The 17,574-nt window shown below is 39.2% G+C and carries 14 protein-coding genes and 1 tRNA gene; 2 read left to right on the forward strand and 13 right to left on the reverse strand.

What is annotated here, in order from left to right:
* Positions 1-211: 211 nt before the first annotated feature.
* From AC5NT5_RS11560 to AC5NT5_RS11605, 10 genes are all read right to left on the reverse strand, one after another.
* On the reverse strand, positions 212-1,387 hold the full coding sequence (locus AC5NT5_RS11560) for a hypothetical protein (protein WP_494514105.1): 1,176 nt from the start codon (positions 1,385-1,387) through the stop codon (positions 212-214).
* Complete coding sequence (nlpI, locus tag AC5NT5_RS11565; protein ID WP_494514074.1) at positions 1,374-2,252, reverse strand: lipoprotein NlpI; 879 nt, start codon at positions 2,250-2,252, stop codon at positions 1,374-1,376. The genes AC5NT5_RS11560 and nlpI overlap by 14 nt, the downstream gene beginning before the upstream one ends.
* Positions 2,253-2,393: 141 nt before the next feature.
* Positions 2,394-4,520, reverse strand: coding sequence for a polyribonucleotide nucleotidyltransferase (gene pnp, locus AC5NT5_RS11570; RefSeq protein ID WP_002958491.1), 2,127 nt, complete (start codon positions 4,518-4,520; stop codon positions 2,394-2,396).
* 527 nt (positions 4,521-5,047) lie between these two features.
* A complete protein-coding gene (gene rpsO / locus AC5NT5_RS11575; RefSeq protein ID WP_002958490.1) occupies positions 5,048-5,317 on the reverse strand; it encodes a 30S ribosomal protein S15 in 270 nt (89 codons plus the stop codon).
* A gap of 153 nt (positions 5,318-5,470) precedes the next feature.
* Positions 5,471-6,430, reverse strand: coding sequence for a tRNA pseudouridine(55) synthase TruB (truB, locus tag AC5NT5_RS11580; protein WP_002958489.1), 960 nt, complete (start codon positions 6,428-6,430; stop codon positions 5,471-5,473).
* Positions 6,414-6,896 (reverse strand): 30S ribosome-binding factor RbfA, encoded by a 483-nt coding sequence (gene rbfA, locus AC5NT5_RS11585; RefSeq protein ID WP_002958487.1) that lies wholly within the window; start codon positions 6,894-6,896, stop codon positions 6,414-6,416. Before rbfA ends, truB begins: the two co-directional genes overlap by 17 nt.
* A gap of 109 nt (positions 6,897-7,005) precedes the next feature.
* Entirely contained in the window at positions 7,006-9,666 is a 2,661-nt protein-coding gene (gene infB / locus AC5NT5_RS11590) for a translation initiation factor IF-2 (RefSeq protein WP_002958484.1), read from the reverse strand.
* A 25-nt stretch (positions 9,667-9,691) separates the two neighbouring features.
* The gene (gene nusA, locus AC5NT5_RS11595; protein WP_182671311.1) at positions 9,692-11,191 is read right to left on the reverse strand and encodes a transcription termination factor NusA; all 1,500 of its coding nucleotides are present in this window, start codon (positions 11,189-11,191) and stop codon (positions 9,692-9,694) included.
* Positions 11,192-11,230: 39 nt separating this feature from the next.
* On the reverse strand, positions 11,231-11,686 hold the full coding sequence (gene rimP / locus AC5NT5_RS11600; protein WP_002958482.1) for a ribosome maturation factor RimP: 456 nt from the start codon (positions 11,684-11,686) through the stop codon (positions 11,231-11,233).
* Positions 11,687-11,967: 281 nt separating this feature from the next.
* Positions 11,968-12,044, reverse strand: a tRNA-Met gene (locus AC5NT5_RS11605).
* A 434-nt stretch (positions 12,045-12,478) separates the two neighbouring features.
* Here AC5NT5_RS11605 and AC5NT5_RS11610 point away from each other — a divergent pair.
* Both AC5NT5_RS11610 and AC5NT5_RS11615 read left to right on the forward strand, forming a co-directional pair.
* A complete protein-coding gene (locus AC5NT5_RS11610; RefSeq protein WP_494514073.1) occupies positions 12,479-12,940 on the forward strand; it encodes a globin domain-containing protein in 462 nt (153 codons plus the stop codon).
* A 289-nt stretch (positions 12,941-13,229) separates the two neighbouring features.
* On the forward strand, positions 13,230-14,786 hold the full coding sequence (locus tag AC5NT5_RS11615; protein WP_494514072.1) for a cryptochrome/photolyase family protein: 1,557 nt from the start codon (positions 13,230-13,232) through the stop codon (positions 14,784-14,786).
* Positions 14,787-14,846: 60 nt separating this feature from the next.
* On the opposite strand, the gene AC5NT5_RS11620 is transcribed toward AC5NT5_RS11615, so the two are convergent.
* The 3 genes from AC5NT5_RS11620 to AC5NT5_RS11630 form a co-directional block, all read right to left on the reverse strand.
* On the reverse strand, positions 14,847-15,293 hold the full coding sequence (locus tag AC5NT5_RS11620; RefSeq protein WP_024595972.1) for an Hsp20 family protein: 447 nt from the start codon (positions 15,291-15,293) through the stop codon (positions 14,847-14,849).
* 235 nt (positions 15,294-15,528) lie between these two features.
* A complete protein-coding gene (locus AC5NT5_RS11625) occupies positions 15,529-16,059 on the reverse strand; it encodes a peroxiredoxin-like family protein (protein WP_494514071.1) in 531 nt (176 codons plus the stop codon).
* Between the two features lie 113 nt (positions 16,060-16,172).
* Positions 16,173-17,570 carry a sigma-54-dependent transcriptional regulator gene (locus AC5NT5_RS11630; protein ID WP_494514070.1) on the reverse strand — a complete coding sequence of 466 codons (1,398 nt, stop codon included), beginning with the start codon at positions 17,568-17,570 and terminating at the stop codon, positions 16,173-16,175.
* Positions 17,571-17,574 lie beyond the last annotated feature (4 nt).

Consider the following 17,574-nt stretch of genomic DNA (forward strand, 5'->3'; position numbering starts at 1 on the left):
TAGGGCCTTTTATTATCATAAGTTTATCAGGGCATCTCTTTTTAATACTAAGGGATGCTTTTACTGCCTGTTTTTAAACGACATTAATGACTATAGTTATACTGAAAAACACTGATTTTGTCTATAAAAAGCGGTTCTGTATGGGTGTTTTTTAAACATGAACTAACAATTTATTAAGCCTACAAAAACAATTAATTAATACTGATAATTGTTAATTTAATATGGCCTTATTTGCAAATGTAAGCGCGCTGGAGTGGCGATAAGAATTACCATTGGTCATATCTAAATGCTTCAACCAAATCTCTCTATACTGCGCCGAGAGCCCTAACTGCTGATATTGCATAATAGACCAATTTTCACTAGGTTTATATGCAACACCACCTATCTGGCAACTCTTTGCTTTATGCCAGCCTATTGGGGGCGACTCATCATGAGAAATAAATAAATTAGGTGCCACAAAACCTGTTTTTGCACACAACCATGCTTGTTTAGTTTTAGGCAAAGCATATTCATCTTCAAAACCGTTAAAATGCATCAACTCATGCAAAAACACACTGTATTTTGCTTTTGAGTTTATTAGCATTGTTCCTTTAGTAACATTAGCCGTTCCATCTTTTGGCATCATTACTATAAAATCAAAATTGTTAGGAAGCTGGTTATTGAGTTTAGCTGATTGCCAGTCACACTTTGCTATTTGATTAGTGCTACTTTTACACTCAAGCATACCTGCAACGTAAACAGGTTTTGAAAAGCAAAAAATATTTTCACGGGGCTCTGGCTGTTTATTATAAGCATTAATAAACTCGGTGAGTTTATATAAGCCACTGCGATGATCGCTCATAGTCAGCACGTTAAACATACATTGCTTATTAGGTTTACTTATATTTATTAAAGATGAAAAACCGAGAGCGTGGATAAACTCACTAGATACTTTACTCTGTGGTGTTTTTAACTGAAGCTTTAGATGATTTAGCACATCCCCAGCTGGTAATTTGTTTTTACTAGCGAGTAACTTTAAATCGCTCCAACGTGAGTGCTCAAGTAACTTTGCTGCTAATATTTTACGCTCTGGGATTGTTAAATCATTTAATGCTCTGAGCCAAAATTGTTTTGCAGTATCGCTCTGACTGTTTTTAATAAGCTTAAGAGAATACATATATTGGGCTGAAGAAATTTTACTGCGGGCGAGTATAGCTAAAGAGGTATTTGGTAACTGCTCTAAGTGATCAGAAAAATAACCAGGTGATTTCCAATAACTTTGTAGCACATTAGCTTTTGCGTTTAAAACATGCCAAAAGCCAATAGCGCCTAGGTGATTACTCGAGCCTGTAATTAACAAACAACATAGTAATACACCTATTAATTTAAAACGCTTAACTTGCGTCAACACCTTGCATCAACTCAAGCTCTAAACGCGCATATTTGTACTCAATAAACTCGTGTACATTAGTTGCTAGCGCAAGCCTAAAGTAGTCTGATGCTAAATACAGCTCACCTGCTGCTTGATGTATTTTAGCTAAATAAAAATAAGCTTCGCATAAACGCTGCGCATATTCTTGCTCAGTTCTAACACCATCACTAATGCCAGATAAAAATGCATGTTCACTCATATCCCCCGTATAAAGAGAAATTAACTGGTACGCCCATTGTGACTCATCAAGCGCAGTGGCATTTTGTTTAAGTGCATCAAGCGCAACGGCTTTATCCTCTTGTGCTTGTGCTAAATAAACCCATAAAACTCGGTACGGATCTTTTGGAGAGCGAGCTAAAAATTCATTAAAATCATTTTTAGCAAGGCCTGCTCTGTCGCCGTAATACAGTGCGATACCACGATTTAAATAGGCGTATTCATGCTCTTCATCAAGTTCTAGGGCAGAATCGAAAAACTCATAGGCTTTTTCATACTGCTGCATAAGCGTATGTTGAATACCTAAAAAATTATACACTTCAGCTAAATCAGGCTTAAGCTTTACTGCGCGATTAAAATCAATACGCGAAAGAGTTGTCATACCTAGACTATCAAAAAGTACACCACGGTCGTAATAAAGCTTAGCTTGTTGTTCTTCGCTTAAGTCGGCTCTATTTAATAGCTCTGAGTAGCGTGCAATAGCAATTTCACTTCTAAAGTCAGAAGCTAAAGGTGCAGTAAATGGCACATTAACAATCGGGGTTGGTTCTGATTCTGTTGTAGTTTGGCAAGCGCTTAAAGACAAAATAGCAAAAGATGCCAAAGCTAAATGTTTGAGTATCATTAAAATCCTTAATACCAAGATATATCGCGATTAATATAAGACAGACCTTGTCCAATAAGGTTTCATTAAAGCATAAAAAAAGGGGCTAAACAGCCCCTTTTTTACTATCTAGCTAATATAACTAGATTAATAAGTTAGCAATTACGCGTCAGTTGGCGCGTCAGCTGCAGGTGCTGCTGATTCCATTGCTTCTTTAATACTTAGACGTACACGGCCTTGGCGATCTACTTCTAGTACTTTAACTTTAACTTCTTGACCTTCAGAAAGGTGATCAGCCACGTTATTAACGCGCTCAGTACTAATTTGAGAAATATGTACTAGACCATCTTTGCCAGGAAGAATGTTTACAAACGCACCGAAGTCTACGATACGTACAACTTTACCTTCGTAGATAGTACCTACTTCAAGTTCAGCTGTTAATTGCTCAATACGGCTAATTGCATTAGCTGCACTTTCGCCATCTGTAGCGGCAATTTTAATTGTACCGTCGTCACCGATTTCAATCGTTGTACCAGTTTCTTCAGTAAGCTGACGAATAGTTGCGCCACCTTTACCAATAACTTCAGCGATTTTCTTCTGTGGGATTTTCATTGTGTATATGCGAGGAGCAAACATTGATAGCTCTTCAGAAGGAGCAGAAATCGCTTCATCCATCACTTCTAAGATATGTAAACGTGCAGCTTTTGCTTGTTTAAGCGCAATTTGCATGATTTCTTGAGTGATACCTTCGATTTTGATATCCATTTGAAGTGCAGTAATACCCGCAGCAGTACCGGCAACTTTAAAGTCCATGTCACCTAAGTGATCTTCATCACCTAAAATGTCAGAAAGAACAACGAATTTATCGTCTTCTTTAACTAGACCCATCGCAATACCGGCAACAGATGCTTTAATTGGTACACCCGCGTTCATAAGTGCTAGAGAAGTACCACAAACAGACGCCATTGAAGAAGAACCGTTTGATTCAGTAATTTCAGATACTACACGGATTGAGTAAGGGAACTCAGTAAGTGTAGGCATTACAGCTGAAATACCACGCTTAGCAAGGTTACCATGGCCGATTTCACGACGCTTAGGAGAACCAACAAAACCAGTTTCACCTACACAGAATGGAGGGAAGTTGTAGTTAAGCATAAAGTGGTTTTTATGAGTACCAGTTAAATCGTCGATTAACTGTGAATCACGTTCTGTACCAAGTGTCGCTGTTACTAACGCTTGAGTTTCACCACGTGTAAAGATAGCAGAACCGTGAGTACGCGGTAATACGCCAGTCATTACGTCTAGTGCACGAATCATATCTGGTTCACGACCATCGATACGTTTTTCGCCAGCAGCGATACGGCCACGAACGATTTTCTTCTCAAGTGAACCGAAGATTTTGCCAATTTCTTGCTTGTCTAAAGACTCGCCTTCAGCAAGTTCAGCTGTTAATACTGCAACAACTTCATCTTTAGCTTCACCAAGAGCTTCTTTACGCGCTACTTTATCAGTGATTAAGTAAGCTGCGCCTACTTTTTCAGCAGCAATAGTTGCTACTTTATCTTCTAGTGCAACATTTTTCTCAGGTGCAGTCCAATCCCAAGTAGGCTTGCCTGCTTGCGCTTTAAATTCTTCGATTGCAGTAATGATCGCTTGAGATTGCTCATGACCATATACAACAGCGCCAAGCATTACGTCTTCTGCAAGTACGTTAGCTTCTGATTCAACCATAAGTACCGCTTTATCAGTACCGGCTACCACTAAATCAAGTTGGCTTTCTTCAAGCTCTTTTAATGTAGGGTTAAGTACGTATTCGCCGTTGATGTAACCAACACGAGATGCACCAATTGGACCACTGAATGGGATACCAGAGATAGCAAGTGCTGCTGAAGTACCAATCATCGCAACCATATCAGGTTGGATTTCAGGGTTAACAGAAACAACAGTAGCAATAACTTGTACTTCGTTTACGAAGCCGCTTGGGAAAAGTGGACGAATTGGACGGTCAATAAGACGTGCAATAAGAGTTTCGCCATCGTTAGGACGGCCTTCACGCTTTAAGAAACCACCAGGGATACGACCAGCAGCGTACATACGCTCTTGGTAGTTTACTGTTAGTGGGAAAAAGTCTTGACCAGGTTGTGCTTCACGCTTACCAACAACAGTTACTAAAACTGAAGTGTCGCCAATGCTTGCAAGTACAGCGCCGTCTGCTTGACGAGCGATTGCACCAGTTTCTAGAGTCACTGTATGTTGACCTAGTTTGAATTCTTTAATAATTGCTTGCACTTAAAATATTCCTTAAATGTATTCTAATAAGTTGTCATCAAAGTACCAATTACAGTACATAATTGTATTCAGTTGGAAATCAATTAAGTACTACAATTGGCAATGATGTGAATAATTGCAGATAAACCCTTTTACCTACGCGCATAGTATATACCAAAGCTACTTCAAAATGCGAGTCTAGGGTGTGTTGTTCTTTGTGGATTGAAATTTGTTCATCCTAGGGCAGCGCATGTTTGGCATTTATGCTGCGTTATCGCCTATTTATGGGGAATAACCACACTACATAGGCGCTGCCTTGCCTAAAGACCAAACATACAGCTGCAAAATTAATCACGAAAGGTCAACACACACTAGCTACTAGATTTAAGCTGGGCTAATGAGTGGGTAAATACAACGATGCTTGATAAGCTATGAAATAGGAGTTTTACAATATAATTCAATAAGTTTATAAATTTGTTTTATTTTCAAACACAAATTTTAGGCACAAAAAAAGGAGCTAAAAAGCTCCCATTTCTATAATCTAGTTCTTAACGACGTAGGCCAAGTTCTTTGATTAGTGCAGTATAACTAGTGATATCTTTACCTTTAAGGTAATCAAGTAGTTTACGGCGAGTGCTTACTTTACGAAGCAGACCACGACGTGAGTGGAAGTCATGCTTGTGATCAGCAAAGTGACCTTGAAGCTTGTTGATATCATAAGTAAGTAATGCTACTTGTACTTCTGATGAACCTGTATCGCCTTCTGCACGTGCAAATTTAGCAATGATATCGATTTTTTCTTGATTGCTTAGTGACATAGTAACTCCAAAAATTAAATTTAAAAGGTGTCTTAGCCGATCACTAATTCAGCCAAAACGATTAAGCCGGCGTATTCTACCAACTGTGGGAATAACTACAAGTTAATTATTCCCATCTACAACTAATAAGCCACTGCTGGGCACACTAATTGCTTATTCAGGCTTTACGTAATCATCTTGCTGGCTAGCAAGACCACGTTTAACCTTTAAATGGCCACTTGAGTTGCGCTCGCCAGTACCAATAAACACACCATCCGCAACAACTTTAATTGCCCCCTCAGGTAAAGCTTCAGGTAACTCGACTGCTTGCCCATGACTAAATACTTTGCCCTGCTCTTTCGAAATTTCAATAACAGGTAAATCAGTTAAAGCAGTGTCTATAGGTAATAACAACGAGTCTAAATAAGTAGAAGGCGCAAGCTCTTCTGCTTTCGCTTTAGCAAGCAACGCTTCAATTTCATCAAGCGAAACCATTTTATCTGCCGGATACTGACCAACAGCAGTTCTGTGAAGCATTATAACGTGTGCGCCACACCCTAGGTTTTCGCCCAAATCATCAACGATTGTACGAATATACGTCCCTTTTGATACATGAGCCGTCATTTGTAATACGTTGTTTTGTTCATCAAATTCGTCAAACGATAAGCTAAACACATTTATTTTTCTGCATTTACGAGGGACTTCAATACCCTCTCGTGCGTACTTATATAATGGTCTACCTTGATACTTAAGTGCTGAGTACATTGATGGATATTGATCTGACTCTCCAACAAAAGCTGCAATTTCTTTTGTTAACTGCTCACGCGTCACATTCACATCTTTCGTGCTTACGATTTCGCCATCAGAATCTGATGTCGTTGTACGCTCACCCAGTTTTGCACGAACGATATAAGTTTTATCTGTATCGAGTAGAAACTGCGTAAACTTAGTCGCCTCACCAAAACAAATTGGCAGCATACCTGTAGCAAGCGGGTCTAAAGCCCCAGTGTGGCCAGCTTTTTGTGCAAAATAAACACCTTTCGCTTGCTGTAATGCTTTATTTGATGAAATGCCTTGCGGTTTGTTTAACAACAAAATACCGTCAACTGCACGGCCTTTACTGCGCTTTGCCATCTGTATCAGTGCCTTCTTCGCTATCTGTATCTTCTACGTGCTTAGTACTTTGTTCACTATCTGAAATATCAGCATCAACACTTTCTACATCTTCATCGACATGCTTTGCGTTATCTTCGCGGATAATAGAATCCACTAAATTAGAAATACGCATACCTTCCATCAGTGAATTATCAACTACAAACTTTAACTCAGGCATTATACGAGCACGAATACGCTTACCAAGTAACGAGCGAATATAACCCGTTGCTTCATTAAGTACTTTTGCGCTTTGCTTTGCTGCATCTTCGTCTTGTGTGTTAAACACAGTGATGAAGATTTTGGCATAAGATAAATCACGCGATACTTCTACCGCTGACACTGTCACCATACCTAAGCGGGGATCTTTAATTTCGCGTTGTAAAATTACAGCAATTTCTTTTTGGATTTGCTGTGCAACACGATCAGTGCGAGAAAATTCTCTCATTGCATTTGTCCTAAAATCATAACTTATTGAAATTTAATAATAAGCTAATTAAATAATGGATACACAAATGGGGGCTAAGCCCCCATTTATTAGTTTAGCGAGCTAACAATTAAAGAGTACGTTGTACTTCAACTGTTTCAAATACTTCGATTTGGTCACCAACACGTACGTCATTGTAGTTCTTAACGCCGATACCACATTCCATGCCGTTACGAACATCAGCAACATCGTCTTTAAAGCGACGAAGTGACTCAAGTTCACCTTCATAGATAACCACGTTTTCACGTAGTACACGGATTGGAGCGCTACGTTTAATAACACCTTCAGTAACCATACAACCAGCAATTGCGCCAATTTTTGGAGACTTGAATACGTCACGAACTTGCGCAAGACCAATGATTTCTTGTTTAAACTCAGGTGCTAGCATGCCTGACATTGCTTGCTTAACTTCTTCGATTAAAGCATAAATTACGCTGTAATAACGAAGGTCTAAGTTTTCAGTATCAATCACTTTACGAGCAGAAGCATCAGCACGAACGTTAAAGCCAACTACAATTGCGTTAGACGCTGCAGCTAGTGTCGCATCAGTCTCAGTAATACCACCAACACCAGAGCCTACAATCTTCACTTTTACTTCATCAGTAGAAAGTTTAGTTAGTGAATCAGAGATTGCTTCGATAGAACCTTGAACGTCTGCTTTAAGTACCACGTTAACTTCAGAAACATCACCTTCAGTCATGTTAGTAAACATGTTTTCAAGCTTAGCTTTTTGTTGACGTGCTAGTTTAACATCGCGGAACTTACCTTGACGGTATAAAGCAACTTCACGCGCTTTACGCTCATCTTTAACTACAGTTGCTTCGTCGCCCGCAGCTGGAATACCAGAAAGACCTAAAATTTCCACTGGAATAGATGGACCTGCCGACTTGATATCTTTACCGTTTTCATCGCGCATTGCACGAACACGGCCATACTCAAGACCACATAATACAATGTCACCTTGGTTAAGCGTACCAGATTGAACAAGTACTGATGCAACTGGACCACGGCCTTTATCAAGACGAGATTCAATTACAACACCTGCAGCCATACCTTCGGTAGGGGCTGAAAGCTCTAAAAGCTCAGATTGCATAAGTACGGCTTCAAGAAGGTCATCAATACCTAGACCAGTTTTAGCTGAGATATGAACGTACTGCGTATCGCCGCCCCATTCTTCAGGGATAACGTCTAGCTGAGCTAGTTCATTTTTAACGCGATCTGGATCTGCGCCTTCTTTATCCATTTTGTTTACAGCAATGATTAAAGGAACGCCAGCTGCACGTGCATGCTGTACCGCTTCTTTGGTTTGTGGCATAACGCCATCATCTGCTGCAACCACTAAGATTACGATATCTGTCGCTTTAGCACCACGAGCACGCATTGATGTAAATGCAGCATGTCCTGGAGTATCTAAGAAGGTAATCATATTGCCGTTTACATCAACATGGTATGCACCAATATGCTGTGTAATACCACCGGCTTCGCCAGAAGCAACCTTCGCAGAACGAATGTAATCTAGAGTCGATGTTTTACCATGGTCAACGTGACCCATTACAGTTACTACTGGAGCACGAGGCTCTGACTTACCATCTTCATGGCGGTCGTTAAGTACTGTTTGCTCTAATTCGTTTTCTTTAACAATGATAACCTTGTGACCCATTTCTTCTGCAACTAGTTGTGCAGCTTCTTGGTCGATCACTTGGTTAATAGTAACCATGTCACCCATTTTCATCATTGTTTTAACAACTTCAGCGCCTTTAACAGCCATGCGTGATGCAAGCTCAGCTACTGTAATTGTTTCGCTAATACGCACTTCATTTTTAACATCAACAGTTGGTTTTTGGAAACCATGCTGCAGCGATGCTGGTGCTTTTAATTTAGACTTGTTACGGCCTCTTGACGCTGCAAATTTATCTTTTGCTGGCGCTTTTTTCTTTTTCTTAGCACGGCGAGTGCCTTGCTCATCACGAGCATCGGCAACATCTTCTGCTTCACGTGCATAAGTTGAAGTCGTAAGATGGTGATCCGCTGTTTCTTCGCGTTTCTTACGTTCTTCTTCTTCTTTCTTCCAGCGTGCTGAATTCTCTTCAGCTAGCTTTCTTGCCTCTTCTGCTTGACGTTTCGCTTCTTCTTCAGCTTTCTTCAATGCGGCCTCTTCTGCTTCTTTTTGCAGACGCTCAGCTTCTATGCGATCTTTCTCAGACTTAGCACTTTGCTCTGGGGTCATCTGCTTTTGTTTCGCTTTACGCTCTGCATCAGCTTTGCGTTTAGCTTCTTCTTTGGCTTTACGGTCAGCTTCTTCTTTCGCTTTACGTTCTGCCTCTTGTTTCGCTTTTAATTCTGCGGCTTCTTGTTCAGCTTTTTGTTGCTGTTCAAGACGGGCTTTTTCTTCAGCGGCTAAGCGTGCTTGCTCTTGTTCTTGTTCCATTGCGCTTTTCTTCACGTAGGTACGTGTTTTGCGAACTTCAACTTGAACATCTTTAGCTTTACCCGTAGAACCAGTCACACTTAATGTGCTTTTGCTCTTACGTTGTAAAGTCATACGCGCTGGGCCATCTGAACCTGTACCACCATGATGCTTGCTTAAATGATCAAGTAACGTTGCTTTTTCAGCTTCTGTTACGTTATCAGTTGCTTGCTTAGTGATACCTGCTTGTGAAAACTGCTGTAGCAATTTATCAACAGTTGTACCTATATCGCCGGCTAGTTTTTCAACATTTACTTCTGCCATAGTGTGTAATACCTCCGTTAATAAATTACTCGTCTGCAAACCAACAAATGTTTCGTGCAGCCATAATCAGTTCACCCGCTTTTTCAGATGAAAGTTCTGTGATATCAACTAATTCGTCAATACCTTGCTCTGCCAAGTCTTCAAGTGTAACAACACCTTTGCTTGCCATAACAAATGCTAAGTGACGCTCTAAGCCTTCAAGCGCAAGTAAGTCTTCAGCAGGCTCTGCGCCATCTAAGCTTTCTTCCGTTTTAAGTGCTTTAGTTGTCAATGCATCTTTTGCGCGTGAACGCAATAAATCTACAGTATCTTCATCAAGACCATCAATTTCTAAAAATTCAGACGCAGGTACATACGCCACTTCTTCAAGTGTCGAGAAACCTTCGTTAATAAGTAATGATGCAAACTCATCATCTATATCTAAATTTTCAGTGAATAAGTTAAGTAACTTATCAGATTCAGCTTCATTTTTAGTACGCATGTCTTCAACAGTCATTACGTTCAGTTCCCAGCCAGTTAATTGGCTTGCTAAACGAACATTCTGACCATTACGACCAATTGCTTGTGCTAGGTTATCGGCTTCTACAGCGATATCCATTGAGTGAGTGTCTTCATCCATTACGATTGAAGCAACTTCTGCTGGCGCCATTGCATTGATAACAAATTGTGCTGGGTTGTCATCGTAAAGTACGATATCAACACGCTCACCACCAAGCTCAGACGATACAGCTTGAACTCGTGCGCCACGCATACCAACACATGCACCAATTGGATCAATGCGTTTGTCGTTAGATTTAACAGCAATTTTAGCGCGTGAACCTGGATCACGTGCAGCTGCACGTAACTCAATCATCTCTTCGCCAATTTCTGGCACCTCAATGCGGAATAATTCCATTAGCATTTCAGGTTTAGAGCGCGTTACAAATAATTGTGCACCGCGTGCTTCAGGTTTAACTTCATATAAAAGACCACGGATTCGATCACCCGGGCGGAAGTTTTCACGTGGCAACATGTCATCACGGTAAATTACCGCTTCTGCGTTGTTACCTAAATCAAGTACGATTGCATCGCGAGTTGCTTTTTTAACAACACCCGTTACCAGCTCGCCTTCTTGATCTTTGTATGCTTCAACAACTAAAGCGCGCTCAGCTTCACGTACTTTTTGTACGATAACTTGCTTAGCCATTTGTGTTGTAATACGGTCAAATTTGATTGAGTCAATTTGCTCTTCAACATAATCACCCATTTGCAAATCAGGTTCTTCAACCTGTGCTGCTTCTAGAGTGATTTCGCTGTATGGGTTCTCTAAAGAACCATCTTCTAATACAGCGGCAATTTGCCAGCGACGGAACGTATCGTAATCACCGGTTTTACGGTCAATTGCTACACGTACTTCAATTTCGCCATCGTGTTTTTTCTTTGTCGCTGTCGCTAGAGCGAACTCTAGAGCTTCAAAAATCTTTTCTTTTGGAACCGCTTTCTCATTGGAAACGGCTTCAGCAACCAATAATATCTCTTTTGCCATGGGTAATGCCTCGCTTGCCCTATTCCTTCGCACTCGAATTTAAAACTTCGCGATTAAATTCGCACGTTCGATGTTACTAAGCATGATCAGATGCTCTGCACCATCGCTAGATAGTGTGATCATATCGCTGCTAACTGCTACTAAGTCGCCTTTAAAATTACGACGACCATCCTGTGGAAGTTTAGTACGCACGCGTACTTCCTCTCCTTGCGCCTGCTCGTAGTGATCTTGTTTGAATAATAGACGATCAACACCAGGAGACGATACTTCCAAATCATATTCATTTGTAATTGGGTCTTCGACGTCTAAAATCGCACTAATTTGGCGACTGGCATCCGCACAGTTATCAACTGAGATCCCATCCTCATGAGCAATATATACTCTTAAGGTAGAATGGCGACCCGCTTGTACAAATTCAAGACCATGCAACTCAAAGCCTAACATTTCTACCGCAGGCGTTAACATGGTTACTAAATCTTGTTCAAGTTTTGTCACGAAAATCCTCCATACAAACAAAAAAAGGGCTTATAGCCCTAAAATACTGAGTTTAAATTTTAATTTGATAGCAATTGCCACAAATCGTAAGGTGCAGATACAACAACGCCCCGAACCAAGCGGGGCGTCACACCAATAAAGCATAAAACTGTGTGGCCGAGGGCCAAGCTTGGTTGCGAGTCAGTAAACTGACCTAATTAAACTACATAGCCTAAAACGCAAAACGCGCATTACTTAGAATGCGCGATATAAATTAGTAAGGTAATACCTACTAGTAGAATTGGTTGCGGGAGCCGGATTTGAACCGACGACCTTCGGGTTATGAGCCCGACGAGCTACCAGACTGCTCCATCCCGCGCCAATAGATATCAAACCTTAAATTTAATATCGCTGTTAGCTGTTATACAACACGCTAAACAATGGCCGCTATTATAAGGATGTACAGGATAATTAGCAACTATAATACGCAATTAGTTTATAAAATTTGCAATTCGTCAAGATGCTAATTTAATGTATATGTAAGTAACATAAGTAATCAGCCAACTTTATAAAATGCCCATACATGAGTCATAAAATGTAGTAGCTTATTATTTCAGGAAAAAAATCAGATAAACTGAAGTTTAATAACTCTTAAAATACGTTTTAAAGGCTCACTAATTACCAGAAAGTAAATAGATATAACAAAAAGCCATACTTTCACACTAAAAAACGTGCAGAATTTGAACTGCCCGCTATAATCAACATTATTCCTACTTGATAATAATAGTTATTACTCACTGCAACGAGATAAAAATGAATCAACAACAATCAGCATTATTAAATAACTTAACAATTATTAAGCCTAACTTTCATGCGTTTACGGCTAAATTTCATAGTAAATTAGCCCAATCTAGTATTGAGATGAATTACCCGACGGCCTTACAGTTTAACGAAAAGAGCTTTACCCTCTTTTGCGTATTAGAACGAATTGTTAAGCATTTAGATAAACCAGCATCGGTAGCTCCTTTTTTAGCTCACCATTTAATGTATCTAAAAAAAAGCGGCGCTTCACACAGTGACATTGCCCTTTTATCTAACGCTTTTTACGAAACCCTTGAAGAGCACCTTGGTAAACATTTTACTACTGAGAGTCAGCTCGCTTGGAAAGAAGCGCTTAGGTACTTTGAAAGCTTTGCAAGCAATGTTCTTTTCAACGTTACCAATGTGGTTTCGTTACAACAAAGAATGCAGCAAAAGCAAAGTAATAAAATTTAGATATTCAATTGGGGGGGAGACTTAATTTACTTAATCTCCCCTTAATCAGGAACGCCTTGATATGCGGTTAAACTTTTTTGCCCTATTGCTAACAGCACAATGTGTTGCGTTATTTACCGCCTCTATTCGTTTTACTAATCTATTATTAAACTCAAGAAACAACTAATCCCCAGCATTAAAAACAGCAAACTATTGTCTTTATGCACTTAATTACTCCTATTTGCTTGTTGTAAAATATTAAAACGATCGTTTAATTAACTATGCCCGTATAAAAAAATTTGGCTTTACTATGACCCATCATAAAACACTTAGATTAATACTAGGCGATCAGCTAAACCCATCTCATTCATGGTATAAACAAAAAGACGACGACACGCTTTATCTCATCGCAGAATTAAAACAAGAAACCGACTACGTTAAGCATCACATTCAAAAACTGTGTGCTTTTTTTAATGCTATGGAAAACTTTGCAACTGCATTAAAAACGGCAGGTTTTAATGTTTTGCATTTGACACTTGACGATACCTCTGACGACAAAGACTTAATTGAATTACTTAAGCGAATTGCCGATAAATACCAATGCGAAACTATTGAATATCAATATCCTGATGAGTTTAGGCTTAAGTCTCAATTAGCTAAGTTTAAAAGTGATGGCTCATTTGATGTAATTGCCACAGATACTGAACATTTTTTATTACCGTTCACCGATATAAAAACACGCTTTACAAAAAACAAGCATGTGACAATGGAGCACTTCTATCGTGCTATGCGTAAGCAGTTTAATATATTAGTTGATGATACTAAGCCAACCGGTGGCAAATGGAATTTTGACAGTAATAATCGTAATAAATTTTCCAAAGCTGACTTAGCGTGTATACCAAAACCTAAGCTATTCAATAATAATGTCAAGAGCATCATTTCTCGCTTAAATAAGCACAAGATCGTTTACTTTGGCGAAATAGCCGATCAGAGACTAGAGTGGCCAACAACGCGTAAACAAGCTATTGAATCTCTAGAATACTTTTGCGAGCATTTACTTAGTTGCTTTGGTCACTTTCAAGATGCGATGACAGATCAAAGTAAAAATAATACCAGCTTGTACCATAGCCGATTATCGTTTGCCCTAAACGCAAAAATACTCCACCCGTTATATGTAATCAAACGTGTAATAAGAGAATACGAACAAAGACCAAGTGAAATATCCCCCTCGCAAGTAGAGGGCTTTACTAGGCAAATATTAGGTTGGAGAGAATATGTACGTGCCATTTATTGGATTAACATGCCCGACTACGCTGTTAAAAATCAATTACAAGCCAAAAACACACTACCATCTTATTTTTGGAACAGCTCAACAAAAATGAATTGCCTAAGCCACTCATTAAAACAAAGCCTTGAAACCGCTTATGCCCACCATATTCAACGCCTAATGGTTATTGGAAACTTTTGCATGCTTACAGGAATAAACCCTGATGACGTAGATAACTGGTACCTAGGTGTTTATATCGATGCCATAGAGTGGGTAGAGATGCCCAACACCCGAGGAATGAGCCAGTTTGCCGATGATGGAATAATTGCGACTAAACCTTATGCTGCAAGCGGTAACTACATTAATAAGATGAGCGATTACTGCAAAAGCTGTCAGTACGATGTTAAACAAAAAGTAGGTGATAAAGCTTGCCCGCTAAATAGCCTGTACTGGCATTTCATGAATAAACACAGAGACAGACTAGAAAAGAACCCACGTATTGGTATGGTATATAAAAACTGGGATAAACAAGAAAAAACACTCCAAGAACAAACGCTGCAACAAGCAACCTACTACCTTAATAATTTAGAAGCGCTGTAAACAAAAAAGCCGCCTCGAATGAGGCGGCTAAGTAATCAGGGAAATATGTACTTTAGAAGATTATTTACCTTCTATTAGATTGCTATTACCAATTTCAATTTTGCGTGGTTTTAGCGCTTCAGGGATTTCACGTTCTAAGTCAATACTTAGTAAGCCATTGGCTAAATCTGCGCCGAGTACTTTTACGTGATCTCCTAACTGGAATTTACGTTCAAAGTTACGCTCAGCAATACCTTGATGAATAAATTTACGCTCTGCGTTTTCATCTTTATTTGCTTTAGTACCTGTAACTTTTAATGTGTTATTTTCTGACTCAATGGTTAATTCGTTATCGCTAAAACCGGCAACGGCCATAGTGATTCTGTATTTGTCTTTATCGAGTGCTTCTATGTTGTAAGGAGGAAAACTTGGCTGCTTATCTGTATTAGCTGCCGCATCCATAAGTGATGCTAAATGTTCGAAGCCGATAAATGAACGATAAAGTGGTGATAAATCTACTGTACGCATAATAATATCCTCATATTTAAGCGATATTTTGCATGTGCTTTTCTATTGAACAAGCTCAAGCAAAGTTTAATTAATAATATAAATTTCAATTATTTAAGTTTAATTTAGGACCCATCAGGCGTCCTACTAAACTATATATGGACGGTAAAATTGTTTTCAAGAGATTAATTTTAAAAAATTAAAAATAAATAAAAAAGGCACTAAAAAGTGCCTTTTGAAACCATGAAAATGAATGTTATTTAATAAATGTGCCTCGGATTGGATAGTCGTTTTCTCTAGAAAACTTAATTCCACCTAGCAGTTGCTCTAAATCAGGACGAACAAATGGGCTGTTTGATATATCGACCATTTGAAGCTGATTTTTTTGATTAAGTACAAAAATGCCTGGCTCAGCAAATGGATGATCAGTTTCTGCATCACTGCGAGGCTCGCTGATATGTAGCCCTAAATCGGTCATTTGTTCGATTGTTAAACCATAGTAAATTGGGAAGTTAATATCTATTTTTTCAAGATGTTTATCAAGCTGCTCATGGCTATCACCACTTACCGCAACCACTTCAATACCAGCATCTTTAAAGTCTTTATGAACTTTAGCAAGCTCGTTAAGTTGCGCAGTACATTTAGGGCAGTGCTGGCCTCGATAAACAACAATCATTTTCCAAGGAGAGTCACTTACTCTATCAACTAAATCTACCTTGTTCTCATCAACATCACTCACTACTAGTGATGGCATAATATCCGCAGGTTTTAAACTCGTGTTGCTCATTGCGATCTCCTTTTACTGTTTCAGATTAAAAGTTAATTTGCTCTTACCCATAGAGCTTAGGGTAACTTTTATTAATTCAATCTGAAAAGTGTAATTAAAAATCGATTATAACTTTAAGACCATCCCTTTATTTTTCTATAAATGGTAGATGCACTAACCCCTAGATAAGCAGCAGCAAGAGGAATATTGTCTTCACAGCTTTTAATCGCATTTTCAATCGCCCTTTTTTCAACTTGCCACAAAGGTTCTATATCATGAACAGACATAGGCGATAATTGAACACTCTGCTCGTTTGTATTGTGAACTGACTTAGCGGATATCGAGTGCTTCACAGCGCCTAATCCAAATGAGCTTGGTAGCATGTCTTTTTCAATTACATCGCCATCATTAATAACAACGGTGTTTTCAATTACATTTTGTAGTTCGCGAATATTTCCTGGCCAATCGTAATTACAAAAAAGCGCCTTAACTTCATCAGAAAAACCAGTGAAATGCTTTGCATTACTATCGCTTTTTTGTTTCAAAATATACTCAGCAAGCAGTAATATATCGCCTCCGCGTTCTCTTAAAGGGGGGAGCTTTACGGGGATAACATTTAAACGGTAATATAAATCTTCTCTAAAACGCCCTTCTGCAACCTCTATGATTGGGTTTCTGTTTGTTGCACAGACTAAACGAACATCGCTGTGTAATACTTCACTACTACCCACCTTACTAAAAATGCCTGTTTGTAAAAAGCGTAATAACTTTGCTTGTAAGTTAAGTTCCATTTCACATAATTCATCTAAAAATAAGGTACCGCCGTTGGCCACTTCAACAGCCCCTTTTCGATCGCTTAATGCCCCACTAAACGCACCTTTAACATGACCAAAAAATTCTGATTCAAATAGCTCAGCAGGAATAGCTGCACAGTTTATGGCAATAAATGGTCCTGTATTTCTCGGGCTTGTATCATGAAGGGTTTGTGCGCAAACTTCTTTACCGGTTCCACTTTCACCTGTGATAAATACACACGCTTTGCTTCTAGCTGCACTATCAAGTAATCTAAAAACGGTTTTCATTGCCAGAGATTCACCAACAAAATCTTGATTTTTATCCCTGTTTTTAACCAATGGTTGAACTTTAACTTGCTCTTTTGGCGTCAAGGCACTTTCTACAGAACTAATGAGTCGTTGACTTGTGAAAGGTTTTTCTAAAAAATCAAAACCGCCTAAACGCATTGCTTCCACTGCAATATCAATAGAGCTGTTTGAGGTGATCATGACTACATTAGCAGGATCTTTCTGCTTATTTACAAATTGTAATACCTCAAGCCCACTTATATCTGGCAAGCATACGTCTTGTACTATGACCGCTGGCATTTTTTCTTTAATACCGACTAAAGCAGAGTACCCATCTGTAAAGTGTTTGCATTGGAAACCAGCCTGCTCAAGCTGACTTGCATATAAAGCACCACTGGCAATGCTATCTTCAACAATATAAACAAGACCTTTATCAATTATATCTGACACAGCT

This window comes from Pseudoalteromonas sp. J2K-J599, assembly GCF_059295115.2.